This window comes from Viridibacillus sp. FSL E2-0187 (assembly GCF_038006425.1).
GTDB classification, from domain to species: domain Bacteria; phylum Bacillota; class Bacilli; order Bacillales_A; family Planococcaceae; genus Viridibacillus; species Viridibacillus arvi.
The window spans coordinates 3,513,249-3,528,255 of record NZ_JBBOVG010000001.1 but is presented as its reverse complement, the minus strand read 5'-3'; the positions used below and the strand labels follow the sequence as shown (position 1 = coordinate 3,528,255).

The 15,007-nt window shown below is 37.2% G+C and carries 16 protein-coding genes; 13 read left to right on the top strand and 3 right to left on the bottom strand.

Translation table 11 applies throughout. From position 1 onward, the window contains the following. Nucleotides 1-3: 3 nt before the first annotated feature. The 12 genes from MHH85_RS17125 (at nucleotide 4) to MHH85_RS17070 (ending at nucleotide 8,869) form a co-directional block, all read left to right on the top strand. Nucleotides 4-408: a F0F1 ATP synthase subunit epsilon gene (locus MHH85_RS17125; RefSeq protein ID WP_053417881.1), complete on the top strand. Its 405-nt coding sequence runs from the start codon at nucleotides 4-6 to the stop codon at nucleotides 406-408. A gap of 81 nt (nucleotides 409-489) precedes the next feature. Beyond that, nucleotides 490-726, top strand: a complete 237-nt coding sequence (locus tag MHH85_RS17120; protein WP_370588367.1) for a DUF1146 family protein — start codon at nucleotides 490-492, stop codon at nucleotides 724-726. Between the two features lie 465 nt (nucleotides 727-1,191). After that, a complete protein-coding gene (gene murA, locus MHH85_RS17115) occupies nucleotides 1,192-2,490 on the top strand; it encodes a UDP-N-acetylglucosamine 1-carboxyvinyltransferase (RefSeq protein ID WP_193738356.1) in 1,299 nt (432 codons plus the stop codon). A gap of 88 nt (nucleotides 2,491-2,578) precedes the next feature. Beyond that, a complete protein-coding gene (spoIID, locus tag MHH85_RS17110; protein WP_340707857.1) occupies nucleotides 2,579-3,562 on the top strand; it encodes a stage II sporulation protein D in 984 nt (327 codons plus the stop codon). A 36-nt stretch (nucleotides 3,563-3,598) separates the two neighbouring features. After that, nucleotides 3,599-4,255: a M23 family metallopeptidase gene (locus MHH85_RS17105; protein ID WP_340707856.1), complete on the top strand. Its 657-nt coding sequence runs from the start codon at nucleotides 3,599-3,601 to the stop codon at nucleotides 4,253-4,255. A gap of 111 nt (nucleotides 4,256-4,366) precedes the next feature. Next, nucleotides 4,367-4,642 (top strand): sporulation transcriptional regulator SpoIIID, encoded by a 276-nt coding sequence (locus tag MHH85_RS17100; RefSeq protein ID WP_038180010.1) that lies wholly within the window; start codon nucleotides 4,367-4,369, stop codon nucleotides 4,640-4,642. Between the two features lie 207 nt (nucleotides 4,643-4,849). Next, nucleotides 4,850-5,845, top strand: coding sequence for a rod shape-determining protein (locus tag MHH85_RS17095; RefSeq protein ID WP_193738359.1), 996 nt, complete (start codon nucleotides 4,850-4,852; stop codon nucleotides 5,843-5,845). Nucleotides 5,846-5,914: 69 nt separating this feature from the next. Further along, nucleotides 5,915-6,754: a flagellar hook-basal body protein gene (locus tag MHH85_RS17090; RefSeq protein WP_340707855.1), complete on the top strand. Its 840-nt coding sequence runs from the start codon at nucleotides 5,915-5,917 to the stop codon at nucleotides 6,752-6,754. Between the two features lie 39 nt (nucleotides 6,755-6,793). Then, a complete protein-coding gene (locus MHH85_RS17085) occupies nucleotides 6,794-7,633 on the top strand; it encodes a flagellar hook-basal body protein (protein WP_340707854.1) in 840 nt (279 codons plus the stop codon). Between the two features lie 30 nt (nucleotides 7,634-7,663). Then, entirely contained in the window at nucleotides 7,664-7,963 is a 300-nt protein-coding gene (locus MHH85_RS17080; protein WP_053417875.1) for a DNA-directed RNA polymerase subunit beta, read from the top strand. Nucleotides 7,964-8,004: 41 nt separating this feature from the next. Beyond that, nucleotides 8,005-8,442 carry a 3-hydroxyacyl-ACP dehydratase FabZ gene (gene fabZ, locus MHH85_RS17075; protein ID WP_053417874.1) on the top strand — a complete coding sequence of 146 codons (438 nt, stop codon included), beginning with the start codon at nucleotides 8,005-8,007 and terminating at the stop codon, nucleotides 8,440-8,442. Between the two features lie 121 nt (nucleotides 8,443-8,563). Continuing rightward, nucleotides 8,564-8,869, top strand: a complete 306-nt coding sequence (locus MHH85_RS17070; protein WP_340707853.1) for a hypothetical protein — start codon at nucleotides 8,564-8,566, stop codon at nucleotides 8,867-8,869. Between the two features lie 54 nt (nucleotides 8,870-8,923). On the opposite strand, the gene MHH85_RS17065 is transcribed toward MHH85_RS17070, so the two are convergent. Then, nucleotides 8,924-9,346 (bottom strand): YwpF-like family protein, encoded by a 423-nt coding sequence (locus MHH85_RS17065; RefSeq protein WP_193738363.1) that lies wholly within the window; start codon nucleotides 9,344-9,346, stop codon nucleotides 8,924-8,926. A gap of 261 nt (nucleotides 9,347-9,607) precedes the next feature. Here MHH85_RS17065 and MHH85_RS17060 point away from each other — a divergent pair, with 261 nt between their 5' ends. Beyond that, complete coding sequence (locus MHH85_RS17060; RefSeq protein WP_340707852.1) at nucleotides 9,608-10,054, top strand: single-stranded DNA-binding protein; 447 nt, start codon at nucleotides 9,608-9,610, stop codon at nucleotides 10,052-10,054. Between the two features lie 298 nt (nucleotides 10,055-10,352). On the opposite strand, the gene MHH85_RS17055 is transcribed toward MHH85_RS17060, so the two are convergent. Continuing rightward, nucleotides 10,353-13,130 carry a DEAD/DEAH box helicase gene (locus MHH85_RS17055; RefSeq protein ID WP_340707851.1) on the bottom strand — a complete coding sequence of 926 codons (2,778 nt, stop codon included), beginning with the start codon at nucleotides 13,128-13,130 and terminating at the stop codon, nucleotides 10,353-10,355. Continuing rightward, nucleotides 13,127-14,698, bottom strand: a complete 1,572-nt coding sequence (locus MHH85_RS17050; protein ID WP_340707850.1) for a hypothetical protein — start codon at nucleotides 14,696-14,698, stop codon at nucleotides 13,127-13,129. The genes MHH85_RS17055 and MHH85_RS17050 overlap by 4 nt, the downstream gene beginning before the upstream one ends. Nucleotides 14,699-15,007 lie beyond the last annotated feature (309 nt).

The window sequence follows — 15,007 nt, the reverse complement described above, 5'->3', positions numbered from 1 at the left end:
AATATGAAGACCATAAAAGTCAACATTGTCACTCCCGACGGCCCAGTATACGATTCAGAAGTCAACATGGTGATTGCTAAAACTGTAACGGGTGAGATGGGTATTTTACCTGGTCACATCCCTACAGTTGCGCCACTAGTAGTAGGTGCTGTACGTCTGGATTCAGACAAGCAAACTGAATTAGTAGCAGTTAGCGGCGGTTTTGTTGAAATTCGTCCTGATAAAGTAACGATTTTAACTCCTTCAGCTGAAACAGCAAGCTCAATCGATCTTGCTCGTGCAAAAGAAGCGTTAAATCGCGCTGAACAGCGACTACAAAGTAAACAAAGTGGCATTGATTTCAAGCGCGCTGAACTTGCACTTAAACGCGCTATGAACCGTATCAACGTTAAAGAGGGTAACATCTAATCTTTATAAATTAGAAATGCGGGCAGAATTTTTCTGCCCGCTTTTTTAAGATTTATTTAAAAGGAGATGAGAAGTGTGGATATAACAGCATCAATTGGTCAAAATGCACTAATTAGCATTATTTCACATATATTTTTTATAGGGATCTCATTCTATGCATTACAAGCAATTATGTTTGAAAAAGTATTTAAAAAGAACCACGTGTTTCAAATACAGTTGCTATTTATTTTATTAAGCATCGCAATTGGATCATCTGTTTCGAATTTTTTCTTAACATTTTCTGGATGGTCAAGTCAGCTTCCATATCTCTTTGAGTAACTTGTTGTATATGGAAAACCAATTATAATATAATATTTCTAGATTATCGGTCATTTTGACAAGATACGCTAAAAATTTTGAACTCTTACAGAGGGAACGCTTTCATTATTGCTAGTTATTTGTTATGGTTGACTTTGTGAGAGTATATTATTATTTTTCCATATAGAATAATCATTACCCAGGAAATATTTTGTGGAAATTTGTTTTATTTAGATAATAATTGGGTAAATAAAATGGGCATCCAGTTTTCTAAAATCAGACACCATTTGCGCTAACTTTGCGTAAAGTATAATGTCTATAGTTAATTGTTATCACTTAATTAAATAGTTTGTTGGATACTTGCCATTAGGCGAAAAAAAAGGTAACATGTTATATGCTTTGCTTACTAATTATTGACATCAAACAATAGAAATTTATCGACTGAAATATATAATAAATGGATACATGGGTTCGGAGGGACAAATGGTGGAGAAAATCATTGTTAAAGGCGGTAATACCTTAACTGGTAACGTTCGAGTTGAAGGGGCAAAAAATGCCGTATTACCTATATTGGCGGCTACATTATTAGCGTCAAAAGGAAAAAATATTATTAAAAATGTGCCAAATTTGGCCGATGTGTATACAATTGATGAAGTATTAAAAAGTTTAAATGTAGAATTATCATTTTCACCTGAAACAAACACAGTAGAAATTGATGCAACTAAACAATTATCATCTGAAGCACAATTTGAATATGTACGTAAAATGAGAGCTTCAATATTAGTAATGGGACCTTTATTAGCACGTAATGGATTTGCCCGCGTAGCTATGCCGGGTGGTTGTGCAATCGGATCACGTCCAATTGATCAACATCTAAAAGGCTTTGAACTAATGGGTGCGAAAATCTCAATGGGACACGGCTATGTCGAAGCAACAACTGAAGGACGCTTACACGGAGCTAAAATTTATTTAGACTTCCCAAGCGTAGGTGCTACTGAGAATATCTTAACTGCAGCAGCTTTAGCAGATGGTACAACATTTATCGAAAATGCTGCTAAAGAGCCAGAAATAGTGGATTTAGCTAACTTTATTAATGAGATGGGTGGTAAAGTTGTTGGCGCTGGTACTGACACAATCCGTGTAGAGGGCGTTAAAGAACTATATGGTACAACTCATTATATTATTCCTGATCGTATTGAAGCTGGTACATTTATGGTAGCAGCGGCGATTACAGGTGGAGATGTACTAATTGAAAATGCCATTGCTGAACATATGACAGCACTTGTCGCGAAAATGCGTGAAATGGGTGTTGAAATTACTGAAGAAGGCGAAGGTTTACGTATTCGTTCAAACGGATCTTTAAAAGCTGTAGATATTAAAACAATGCCACATCCGGGGTTCCCAACAGATATGCAATCTCAATTGATGGCGTTAATGTTGAAAACAACTGGTACGGGTGTTATTACTGAAACAGTATTTGAAAATCGCTTTATGCACGTTGAAGAGTTCAGACGTATGAATGCTTCTGCAAAAATTGATGGTCGTTCTGTTATTATTGATGGTCCATGTGAGTTACAAGGTGCAGAAGTTGCTGCGACAGATTTACGAGCTGCGGCAGCACTTATTCTTGCAGGATTAGTAGCTGAAGGAATTACGCGTGTTTCTGAACTGCATCACTTAGATCGTGGATATGTTAATTTCCATAAAAAGCTTGCCGCTTTAGGCGCTGATATTGAAAGAGTATCGACGATTGAAAAAGCATCTGTAGAATTTCAAACTAATTAAACTAGCATAATACTAAAACGTTTAAGAGCTTAATTGCTCTTGAACGTTTTTTTCGTATAACGACGAATGCCTCAGCATAGAATGGCATATGAAAAAAATCCTTCTAATACCCATCAGCCTTTTTATGGTCATCCTTTTGTTTGTGCTACCGATTGTTAGTATGCATTTTTATCCTAAAAATTTCACAAAGGTATCTACTACTCAACAGACTCAGAAAAAACAACAAGAAAACGAGCCGCCTTGCGAAGTTTACATTACTGTGGAAGGAATTAAAGACCCCCTACCGCTGGAACAATATATCGCTGGAGTTATATCAGCTGAAATGCCCTCTAGCTTCCACTTAGAGGCGCTTGAAGCACAAGCTATAGCTTCACGCACATTTGTCCTTAAAGTCACGGAGAATGGCCAGAAAGCGATAAAACCGAGTGTTCTTCATCAAGTCTTTGAGTCAAAACAGCAAAGAAAGAAAAAATGGGGAGTAAATTTCAATAAGAACGAGAAAAAAATACAACAAGCTGTAGGTACTACAGCAGGTGAAATTCTCACTTATAATGGTGAATTAATCACGGCTATGTTCTTTTCAACAAGCAATGGGAAAACAGAAAGTGCAGAAGAATACAGTGGACAAGATATTCCATATTTACAAACAGTTACAGTAGAAGGCGAAAAAGAATTGTCTCCAAATTACATTCAAAACACAGACTTTTCTCTACCACAGTGGAATACTGCCTTCAATTTTCAATGGTCAGCTGAACAACTAAACGCTATTAAACTAACTAGAAATAGTTCTAATCGTGTTCAAACGATGCAAGTAGGGAGTTACAGTTGGACAGGCCGAGAAATCCGAGAAAAGCTTAATATCCCTTCTACGGACTTCACAATTTATTGGAAACCAGCTCAAAATAAAATCACTGTTACAACAGTAGGGTACGGCCACGGAGTAGGCATGAGCCAATACGGTGCGGAGGCTTTGGCGCGGGAGGGGGTCCAAGCAAAGGACATCTTAAAGCACTTTTATAAGAAAGCTTCTATTACTTCCATAAAAAATAATAAAAACATATGTTTAAACTGAAGCGTTATTGTCTAGAATGACGTTGAGGTGATGACAATGAGGGAAGAAAAAAGACCAAACCCTTCTCCGAAAAAAGGTAGTGTCACAACAAAGCGTTGGTTTTGGCCTACTATTTATGCAAGTTTTTCAATTCTGTTAGTAGGGCTTGTTTGGGGATATAGTGCTTATACAAACTCAGACAATAACAACGCTACGAATTTAGCAAGTAAAGGCGAGACAGGTACATCAGTTGAAACAAATGCTAAGGCAGAGTCTATGAAATACCCATTCCAACAGGATCTTTTAGATGAAGTAGCAATCGTACAAGACTTTTACGATGTCGAAGCAGATGAAAAAACGAGAGAAGGCGCATTGCTTGTGTTCAATCAAACGTTCACAACGAGCAACGGTATCTCAATATCAGTTGATGGAAAACCATTTGAAGTATTGTCAGTTATGAGCGGCAATGTTGAGGAAGTGAAGATGGATCCATTCATCGGCAACGAAATCGTTATTGCACATCCAAATGGTACAACAACGAAATATAGCTCTTTAGGCGACATCAAAGTTAAAAAGGGCGACAAAGTTTCACAAGGACAAGTACTTGGTAAAACAATCGAAAATGAGTGGAATCCAACAGCGGGTAATCACTTATACTTCGAAGTTTTGGAAGAAGGGGTTAATGTTAACCCTAAAAAACTCTTAGCTTTTTAAATTTAGCTGAATAATGTCATTTATCAACGAAATAAGGAATGCTTAGTTCTTAAAAGCTCCAAGCAAACATAAGTTGAAGAAACGTTCGTACATTGTGGAAAGGAAGAGAATGTGCACGAACATATTCGCAACCGCTGTTTGAAACTTGGGTTTATGTTGAAAGAAACGAGGCAAACCGTAAGAGCGATGGCACAAATTACAGGCTATTCAAAAAGCACTATTCATAAAGACTTAACAGAACGTCTCAATGAAGTAAATGAAGAGTTGGCTAAGGAAGTTAGTGAAATTTTGGCGTACCATAAATCGGTACGTCACATACGAGGTGGAGAGGCTACAAGGAAAAAATGGTTAGCCCGACAATCGACTATGGAGAAGGCATCGAAGTAGGCAATATGCTTCGATGTCTTTTTACGTTATTAGGAAAATGAAAAAGCGGATCTAGATTGAAAGAAATCCTTTAAAAAGCCGTTTAAATAAGCTATCCCAATAAAATATGTAGATGTAATTTCCCCCTTGATATGATAAAATATTCTAGATAATTACATATATAAATCGTACGATAAATGCTGTTATGTGAAGGAAGGGGAAAGTTCCATGTTTTCTAAGGATATTGGGATTGATTTAGGAACTGCTAATGTATTAATCCATGTTAAAGGTAAAGGGATCGTTTTAAATGAACCATCGGTTGTAGCGATAGATAAGAATACCAACAGAGTACTTGCTGTTGGGGAAGAAGCACGTAAGATGGTAGGGAGAACACCAGGCAATATTATTGCGATCCGACCATTAAAAGACGGTGTAATTGCTGATTTTGATATTACCGAAGCGATGTTAAGACATTTTATAAGTAAATTAGATGTTAAAGGATTTCTCTCAAAGCCTCGTATTTTAGTTTGTTGTCCAACAAATATTACAAGTGTAGAACAAAAGGCTATTCGTGAAGCAGCAGAGAAATCTGGTGGTCGTAATGTCTACTTAGAAGAAGAGCCAAAAGTGGCTGCTATCGGAGCTGGGATGGATATTTTCCAACCAAGTGGCAATATGGTTGTTGATATTGGTGGAGGCACTACAGATGTTGCTGTGCTATCAATGGGAGATATCGTTACTTCTGAATCCATTAAGGTTGCTGGAGATGTATTCGATAATGATATCTTACAATATATTAAAAAAGAATATAAGTTACTAATTGGGGAACGTACAGCCGAATCAATCAAAATGACGATAGGTACAGTGTATGCCGGTAGCCGTGAAGATGAGATGGACATTCGAGGACGAGACATGGTAACAGGTTTACCAAGAACAATTACAATTGGTTCTGCAGAAATTGAAAAGTCTTTACGTGAATCGATTTCAATGATTGTACAAGCAGCTAAAAACGTATTAGAAAAAACACCCCCTGAACTATCAGCAGATATTATTGACCGCGGTATTATGATCACTGGTGGTGGAGCATTATTGCACGGTCTTGACCAATTATTAACGGACGAGTTGAAAGTACCAGTACTCTCTGCAGAGAATCCGATGAACTGTGTTGCTGAAGGAACAGGCATTATGCTCGACAATATGGACAAAGTATCAAAACATATTTGATTTGTAGCCGAAATAAAGAAAGTATAGAAATCGCATATACTTTAATTTATTGATGAAAGGGTGATTGCAATGTTTCGTGGGTTTTATACAGTAGCTACAGGAATGATTGCGCAACAGCGACGTACTGAATTACTGTCAAATAATATTACCAATGCCAACACACCAGGTTATAAAGCAGACCAATCTACAATTCGTTCTTTCCCAGATATGCTTATGTCGCGTATGACGAAGTCAGGTACGAATTTAGAGAGTGGACTAAATACAACAGCCAATAATCAGATTGGTGCATTAAATGCAGGCGTATATATGCAAGAAACATTACCAGACTATTCACAAGGTCAAATTACAGCAACTGATTTAACCACTGATGTTGCTTTAGTTGATAACCAATTACCGACAGATGCAGAAACAGGCGCTAAAGGTGCAATATTCTTCCGTTTAGAGCATCCTACAGAAGGCGAAACGTATACACGTAACGGTAATTTCACTTTAGATGCACAAGGCTACTTAACAAACGCACAAGGTCTTTATATTTTATCAGATAGAGGTCAGCGTATACAGTTGCAAAATGATGATTATCAAATTATGGATGACGGTCGTATTATCGGCACTGGAGAGCAAGAAGTAGCACGTATCGGCGTATCATACGCAGCACAGCCAGATACACTTCAAAAGCAAGATAACGGACTATATCGTACATACAACGGTGAAGATTTACCATCTGCATACACAGTAAATGGCGTTAGCTTTAATTTAAAACAAGGTTATATTGAACGCTCAAATGTTGATGCTAGTAAAACGATGACAGAAATGCTGACAGCTTACCGTGCATTCGAAGCAAATCAAAAGGTATTACAGGCCTATGACCGTAGTATGGATAAAGCCGTTAATGAAATTGGAAAAGTGTAACAGAAACAGTATTTTTGAAATACATAGGAGGGCTATGATATGCTACGTACAATGATTTCCGCTTCCAACACGATGACTCAATTGCAACAACAGCTTGATACAATTGGCAATAACCTAGCGAATAGTAATACGCATGGTTTCAAAGCTAAGGAAGCTAAGTTTGGCGAACTATTATATCAACAATTTAACAATGACAAGTCTGATAAGGCAGAGCGCCAATCTCCAATAGGCATTCGAATTGGTGTTGGGGCACAACTAGCACAAGCACAAACAGTTTGGAAGCAGGGAAGTATTCAATCGACAGAACGTTCTCTCGACTTTTCATTCACGAAGCCGAAGCAATACTTGAATATCATCATGCCAGATGGTGAAAATGGTGACCGTACAGTCTATACTCGTCAAGGGGATTTATATATATCAACCGATGATTATAACAATGCCATGCTAGTAAATGCAGATGGCTACCCAGTCGCTGGGGCTGATGGGAATCCAATTATTTTCCCTGAAAACGTTAAGGGATTTGGTATGAAGGACAATGGTGAGCTGAATATTACTTTTGATGACGGTTCACAACGTACAGTAGAACTTGCTGTTACAGAGCTTCAACGTCCCCAACTAATGGAACATATTTCGGGTACATACATCGGTCTTCCTGCAAACTTAAATGAATTAGGTGTGACAGAAAATGAAGTCCTACGTAATTTACAAGGTGCAGACCGAGCTGAGATTGGTTTACAAAACGGTTCTTTAGAAATGTCGAATGTTGATACGTCTAAAGAAATGACTGAGCTTATTAATACGCAAAGATCTTATCAATTTAATGCTAGAACGATTACTTTATCAGATCAAATGTTAGGTCTTGTTAACGGCATTCGATAAAGCAATCTGAACAGAGGAGAAAAACAAGTTATGACAAACAATTTGAAAAAAAACGTGACTGAGCCTAATACTTCAAAGCCAATGACTCGTAAAGAAGCAAAAATCGAGAGAGAGGTTAAAGAAGAAGTTAATATGAAATGGTGGTCAAATTTACGACTATTCCCAATCGGGATGCGAATCCTTGTCGTACTCATTTTGCTTGTCATAGCGGCTGTGTCAGGTGCAATGATTGGTTATAGTGTTATTGGTGAAGGCGATGCATTAGATACACTAAAAGTCTCTACATGGCGCCATATATTTGATATTATGAACGGTGTAGTGGACAAATAATCATTATTTCTACAGAACCTTTCATACTTAGGAGGACTAAAATGTTAACTGCAGATCAAATTCAAGCGATTTTACCTCATCGTTATCCCTTTTTACTTGTAGACCGTATTCTTGAACTTGAAGAAGGAAAAAGAGCGGTAGGTTTAAAAAACGTTTCAATTAATGAGCAATTTTTCAATGGGCATTTCCCAGGATATCCTGTGATGCCAGGTGTTTTGATTATCGAAGCACTTGCACAAGTTGGTGGAGTCGCGCTATTAAAGTCTGAAGAGTTCAAAGGGCGATTAGCTTTCTTAACAGGAATTGATAATGCGCGTTTTAAACGTCAAGTAATACCTGGTGATCAACTTCGTTTAGAAGTAGAATTTACTAAATTACGTGGTGTGATGGGTAAGGGACATGCTAAAGCAACAGTTGACGGGGAGCTAGTTTGCGAAGCAGACATTTTATTTGCAATCGGACCAGTTCAAAAAGTATAAAATAAAATAAAATTGAAATCATTTTTTAAAAGGATAGTTTCCTTCTTTCGGGGCAAGATATGTTATATCGCACGTATAGTGTGTGATGGATATGACAATGCAGAAAGGAGGGAACTTTTTTATGTGGATTAAACCTGCAGCAGTGCTATTGCTTGGTTCACTTTTACTCGTTGGTTGTAATAATAATAAAGCAAACGAGCCACTAAATAACGAAACGCCAATGGAGCGTGTCGAGGATGATGTGAATAAAGGAGTGGAAAACGTTACGCCAGATGTTCATGATGAACGTGTGGATGAAACGGTACCAGGTGACAATAAAGTCATAGAAGAGAATACAACAAATGAGAAAATCATAGACGAAAACACAACAACAAATGATGATATCGTCGAGGATAACCTTAATAAAGATAATAAAGACAACAAATAAAGATGTTTATCAAAAAACTCGGCATAAGATTAATATGCCGAGTTTTTATCGTTCTTATGGTTTTATTCGTGGTCTTTTTTTCATATCTGTTTTAAATTGGCTTAAAAGTGCATCACCTTCAAGACCCTCATCAATTAGTTTAGCCAGTAATAGCTCCGAATATTGACGACGTATCGTTTTTAGTGTTCCTTTCAGCAATACGGAAACTTGATTGTCAATTTCCTTCACGGCATTTACGACAACTCTAAAGGCCGCTGGTTCATTGTCTGGATAAGAAATAACTGCGCGCACTTCTAATATTTCATCGGTTCCTAAGTAAGGCTCAAAAACAGCTTTATATTGGCGATCCATATACATTTCCAAAACCCATGATTTATGGCTATTCTCTTGATTGATAATGATGCCATCTGTTAAAGGAAATGACTTCAACTGATCATCCTGTAACAATTCCAAAGAGAGCATTTTAAACGTTTTCACCTAAACCAACCACCATCCTTTATGTAATGTATTATGTCTATTATAACATATTCCTAAATGTTCCAAATTTAACTTTTGTACAGTTATTCTAAAATAGAGAACCTATATAAGACAATAGTTTACAGGAAAGAACTTAAATTGACACGTCTAAAATATTAATTATACATACCAAAAATAGCCCGAAATCTATTTTTAAGACTTTGCGTAAATACTCTTTCCAGAATAAGATGAACTTACATTCAGGCAAAAGGAGGTGAGACATTGAATCAAGTTTCGTTAGTAGGAAGGATTACAAAGGATCCTGAACTACGAAAGTTACAAGAAGGGAGGGTTCAAACTAACTTTATTCTTGCTGTAAATCGAAACTACAAAAATCAAAATGGAGAAATAGAAGCTGATTTCGTCTTCTGTACAGCATGGGGGAGGCTGGCAGATAATGTTGTGAAGTATTGTGGCAAAGGATCACTAATAGGGGTTAGTGGCCGCGTACAATCACGTTCTTATCAAAAGGAGGATGGCAAAAGAACCTATATAACGGAAGTCATTGGAGAGGACGTCCGTTTTCTCGTTTTGAAAGAAAGGGAAGGTAGACATGAACAAGTCGCTACAGAAACTGCTCTAACGACACAACAAACATCTGTAGCTGCAGAATTCACAAAAGAATTCCATCTACCTAATACTGAAAAAGAAAAATTACCGATTGTTTAATCCATATCCCTATTGGAAGACCGCGCCAATAGGCTCATAATTTCTTCATTGAACTACCAAATAATCTACCACCTTAAAAGGGAAATGTTTCATAGATTATGGCATTAACATCGGATCAAGCAATTGGACTCGACCACAGATGGAGTAGTAAAAGTAATGATTTATCATTTCATTGAAATTTCATCTGTCTAAGAAGGGGAAGCAAGAAGTAGAAATAACGATAGTATGTGAATAAGATCTAACGGGAGAGATCAAAAAAATCCGGCTACGATCATAGCCGGATTTTATCGATAATAATTTAGTTGAAATTGAATGATAATAGATCAAGGATTTCTTCGTCTTTTAGTTCTGTAATCCACTGACTTGATTGGATGAGATCCTCTGATAATGCTTGTTTTTCAGTTAATAGTGTATCGATTTTCTCTTCAATAGTTCCTGTCGTGATGAATTTATGGACATGTACAAATTGAGTTTGCCCAATACGGTAAGCACGGTCTGTCGCTTGGTTTTCCACTGCAGGATTCCACCAGCGGTCAGCATGTAGAACGTGATTGGCCGCTGTTAAATTTAGACCGGTTCCACCTGCTTTTAAAGACAAGATGAAAATAGGGAATTCACCTTTTTGGAATGATTCAACGAAATGATCGCGCTGTTGCTTAGGCATACTACCTGTTAAAAACGGCACATCTATATCATAAAGTTCAGAGAAACAATGTTGTAGTAAGTGACCCATACCAATATACTGAGTGAAAATTAAGCATTGCTCATTATTACTGGCAATTTCAGAGCCAAGTGTTACAAGGCGATCTAACTTTTCTGAACGCGGTAGCATATCTGCCGCATTATCAAATGGTTCTTTTAAATACAGAGCGGGGTGATTACATAACTGCTTTAACTTACTAAGCATTTTCAAAATCAAACCTTTACGTTCAAAGCCAGTTAATGTTTCGAGCTTATGCATTGTTTCTTGGATAAAGCTTTCGTAAAGCACAGCTTGTTCTTGTGTTAATGGACAGTATTCAAGCTGTTCAAGCTTATCTGGTAAGTTCAGCATAAGTGCAGGATCCTGCTTCGTTCTACGTAATAAGAATGGTTGAATTTTTTTACGTAATTTTTGCTTATGAGCTTCAGAATCATCACGCTCAATCGGAGCGATATAATCTTCTTGGAAGCGACGAATGCTTCCTAAGTAACCTTTGTATATAAAGTCGAAAATAGCCCATAGCTCGGACAAGCGGTTTTCAACAGGTGTCCCAGTTAAGGCAATATGATGCTCACCATGCAACTTACGAATCGCTCTAGATTGCTTTGTTTGCATATTTTTTATATTTTGAGCTTCATCCAGTGCAATACAAGCCCACTTCAATTTTTCAAGGCTATCTGCATCTTGTGTAACCGTTCCATATGTTGTCAACACAACTTGAGGGGATTGCTCTTTTAAATAACTAACTAGTGATTCTTCCTTCAAACGACCTGCGCCATAATGTAAGTAAACTTCTAAAGAAGGGGCAAATCGTTCAAGTTCTTTTTGCCAGTTGCCTAAAACAGAAGTTGGGCAAATGATTAGAGTTGGTGGCTTTTCTTCTTCATAGACATGACATAAATATGAGATAAGCTGAACCGTTTTACCAAGTCCCATATCATCAGCCAAACAAGCTCCAAATTGCTGCTCACGCATGAATGTCAGCCAGTCATAACCTTCCTGTTGATAAGGACGTAAAGAAGCCTGTAGCTTGTCTGATACAGGCACAGACGGCAAACCTTTTTTATCTTGTAGCTTTTTCACATAGTCCTTCAATGACTTCTGAATTTCAAATTGGAAGAATGGATCATCCGCAGAATCATCCTCATCCTCTTCCACTGGTACAACAAGTTCTTCAGGCAACTCCTGGAATAGCAGATCACGAACGGTCCAATTTTCATTTTCAGCTTTATCCATTAGTTTACGGATCTCTTGCATCCAAGCCGCATCCACCCGTACCCATTCTGTACCAGCACGTATAAATTCACGATTATCATTGACCATTTGTTGAAATTGCTCCATGGTAAGTTCTTGCCCGTTTAAGGACAATTTCCAATTAAATGTTAGAATCTCTTGTAAACCAGCAGCTGATTTATAATTTGAAGAAGTGCTAGCACTAGCTCGTACTTTCACACGAGAATCTTTTATATCTTTTAACCAAGCAGGTAAAATGATTTCAAAACCAAGTGCTTGTAGGCGAATAAAATCTGCACGTAAAAACTGTCTAACATCAGCATCCGATAAAGTTAAAGACAAGAATAAACTGGTATCTGCATTATCCATATAGTCATGCATATGCAATAAACTAGACATTTGACCTTGTAGCTTTTCTATTCCGTCAGCATGTTGCTTCCACTTATCAGGCAGCGCGTTTTCGATTTTCAAAGCGCGCTTGCGCATAGGTGGTGCCCAATAAGTTGCACTTTTTTTTCCACGAATAACGGTCTCTAAAACCCAATCCTCAGACAATTCCTCTGGTTCACGTAATCGCAAAGCGACGAAAATTTCATCATGCACATTTTTGGTTGTAATCGGCCATCCACCATTTCGGAAGAAAGGCAACAATGGAGGTAAATCTGTAAAACGCAAACCAGCCTCCACCATTTTTTGCATCAATGCATTTTCTAGTAAATTTGTAGCTGTTTCATCTAATGGAACCTTTAGCTCCAACTTTTCTTCTTCTTCGTCTAGTGAAATTGAATCCCATAGGCGAGGAGAATACCAAAAACTAGATGCTTCATTTGCTGCAGTAAGCAACTTAGCTGATGCTATGTCGATACCTTCATACTGAACAAATGGATGTTGCTCTTTTTCAGAAAATAATTCAACCATTTCAAGGGGTGTTAATGTAACATAGTCCTCCGTATGATTAGCCGTTAAACCATAAAAAGTAGCTTCGTAGTGGAAAAAGAGAAAAGGAAGCCATTCATGTGTATACATTGGTTGTCCATCGGATTTAAAAGCTTGTAACGTGAACGACTGATTGGACTCGGTTTGAATGCCAAGCGTGATGGATTTCATGAAAGTAGATGGCACGTTTGAAATAGTTGTCATAGCTTCAGATTTCCTTTCTCGATTTCTTCTTGTAAAGCTCGTAATCGTTTATATTGTTGTCGAAGCGTTTCGACATATTGATTCCAGTATTCATTTTTTGCACTTTTCTTCGCCGCAGACTTCATTTTCTTCCAGACTCGGACGGCTTGTTTATAATGCTGTCTCGATTTTTGAGAAACTTCTTCTAATGCAAGTGCATGATAAAGAGGAAGAAGAACTTCAGGTTTATACTCCAATACATCCTTCACACCACATAACTCCAAATAAGCTAGTGAAGAAGGGAAGCGATGATGCAGAGCAGCCCATTCTAAATAACGTTCCTTTTCAATCAAATAATGTGAAAAAGGTTGCATGCCATACATACCAGAAGCTGTAAAGAGTACTTCTGCCTCTTCATCAGTTAAATTTATTTTTGAACAAAGACGATTGAAAGTATTAACAAAATTAGAACGATACCTCGTTGCAAGCCAATTATTGATGAATTCATCTAACAGAGGAAGCATCGAACGTAAAATCATTTGTAACGCTTCTGAATCCTCATTGCGGTCTGCAAAATGAGCTAGATCAAGCCATACTAATAACTCATCGACTTTAATCTGAGTCAATGATTGTTGTAAATCATCATATTTTTTCAGCATAAGGAAGAACATAGCTCGGATGCTTTCTACATTTACATCACTCGAAAAGTCTTTTTCTGCTCGAAGCATATCAAGTTCAAGCTCACGTCGCTTTTTCTCATTAAACATAGACTCCCAAAACAATGTGTAAATGTACAAACGCTCTTCAAAATAACCTTCCTGTTTTACAAGGAAATAATGCGTCATTTGTTGCAATGTATCATAAAACGGATCCGTCGCAAAAAGACGAGATTTACTAGCAGTTGAGCGAATATAATCTTTTAATGCCTGGCTCTCTTGCTCGATAAAATTGATCATATAGGAACGCGCTGACTCATTAGCTGGATGTAGATGCTTCCAAGTATGAGATAGAAGTGCCATATGCGTAAATAATTGATATAAACTGCGCCATTCACGTTCTAATGGCGTATGTTTTGCAATCTGAGACTGCATATCAGCAAAAATGCTCTCTATTAAATAAGGGTTTAATGATTGTTGATTATATAAATTTACTTTGTAAATATTCTCCACAAGCTTAAGCCAACTTTCAGGCGTACGCTCATCTTTAAATAAAGAAAGCTGATTTAACTTCTGAGAACGGAAATTCTCGAGCCAACCAGACAGTGAATCAACATATTGATATAACACGAACATCGCCGCTAATTTATGGCGGCACCATTTCTTGTTACGACAATCACATGTAAATAGATCATCGTTTATATATAACGTAGCCGTAGCAGGAGTAGCATCCTGCACAACAAAATGAAGTATATTAAGTACTTCACTATAAGAGGAAATTTTCACATAGTTATGGCGCGCTAAAAAAGCTGCTCTTCTGACAAGCTCTTCATCCTCGGGAACTGATGAATTCAGCTCTAATTCAATTGCAGCCATATTATTGCGAATAGCATCTTCGTATTTTTTGGCAATTTCTGAAATATTTGTATTCATACATTCCGCTCCTGAAAAAAATCGTTCCTTTCATTATACGGCTATTTCAGGTCATCCGTAAATGCATAAGGACAGTCTTTATTTTTTTATATAATTAATCAAACAAGAATAATATTATTTTTACTGAAAATAAGCGGCTGTAAGCATACAGAATGAATTAATAAATAGTGAAGAAAGTCTGTTTTTATTGCAAAATTACATAAAAAGCATGTAGAAAATCGATAAAACAAGGTACTTTTTCATTAAGTTATTGAAATGTTCAGAGAAAAATGTGAGAATGTATATAACTAAATATTGGAATAAATAATA

Excerpts from the sequence above, each read along its gene's own strand:
- MHH85_RS17125 (WP_053417881.1), top strand. The coding sequence starts at position 4 with ATGAAGACCATAAAAGTCAACATTGTCACTCCCGACGGCCCAGTATAC.
- spoIID (WP_340707857.1), top strand. The coding sequence starts at position 2,579 with ATGAAAAAAATCCTTCTAATACCCATCAGCCTTTTTATGGTCATCCTT.
- MHH85_RS17105 (WP_340707856.1), top strand. The coding sequence starts at position 3,599 with ATGAGGGAAGAAAAAAGACCAAACCCTTCTCCGAAAAAAGGTAGTGTC.
- MHH85_RS17095 (WP_193738359.1), top strand. The coding sequence starts at position 4,850 with ATGTTTTCTAAGGATATTGGGATTGATTTAGGAACTGCTAATGTATTA.
- MHH85_RS17090 (WP_340707855.1), top strand. The coding sequence starts at position 5,915 with ATGTTTCGTGGGTTTTATACAGTAGCTACAGGAATGATTGCGCAACAG.
- MHH85_RS17085 (WP_340707854.1), top strand. The coding sequence starts at position 6,794 with ATGCTACGTACAATGATTTCCGCTTCCAACACGATGACTCAATTGCAA.
- MHH85_RS17080 (WP_053417875.1), top strand. The coding sequence starts at position 7,664 with ATGACAAACAATTTGAAAAAAAACGTGACTGAGCCTAATACTTCAAAG.
- fabZ (WP_053417874.1), top strand. The coding sequence starts at position 8,005 with ATGTTAACTGCAGATCAAATTCAAGCGATTTTACCTCATCGTTATCCC.
- MHH85_RS17070 (WP_340707853.1), top strand. The coding sequence starts at position 8,564 with ATGTGGATTAAACCTGCAGCAGTGCTATTGCTTGGTTCACTTTTACTC.
- MHH85_RS17055 (WP_340707851.1), bottom strand. The coding sequence starts at position 13,130 with ATGACAACTATTTCAAACGTGCCATCTACTTTCATGAAATCCATCACG.
- MHH85_RS17050 (WP_340707850.1), bottom strand. The coding sequence starts at position 14,698 with ATGAATACAAATATTTCAGAAATTGCCAAAAAATACGAAGATGCTATT.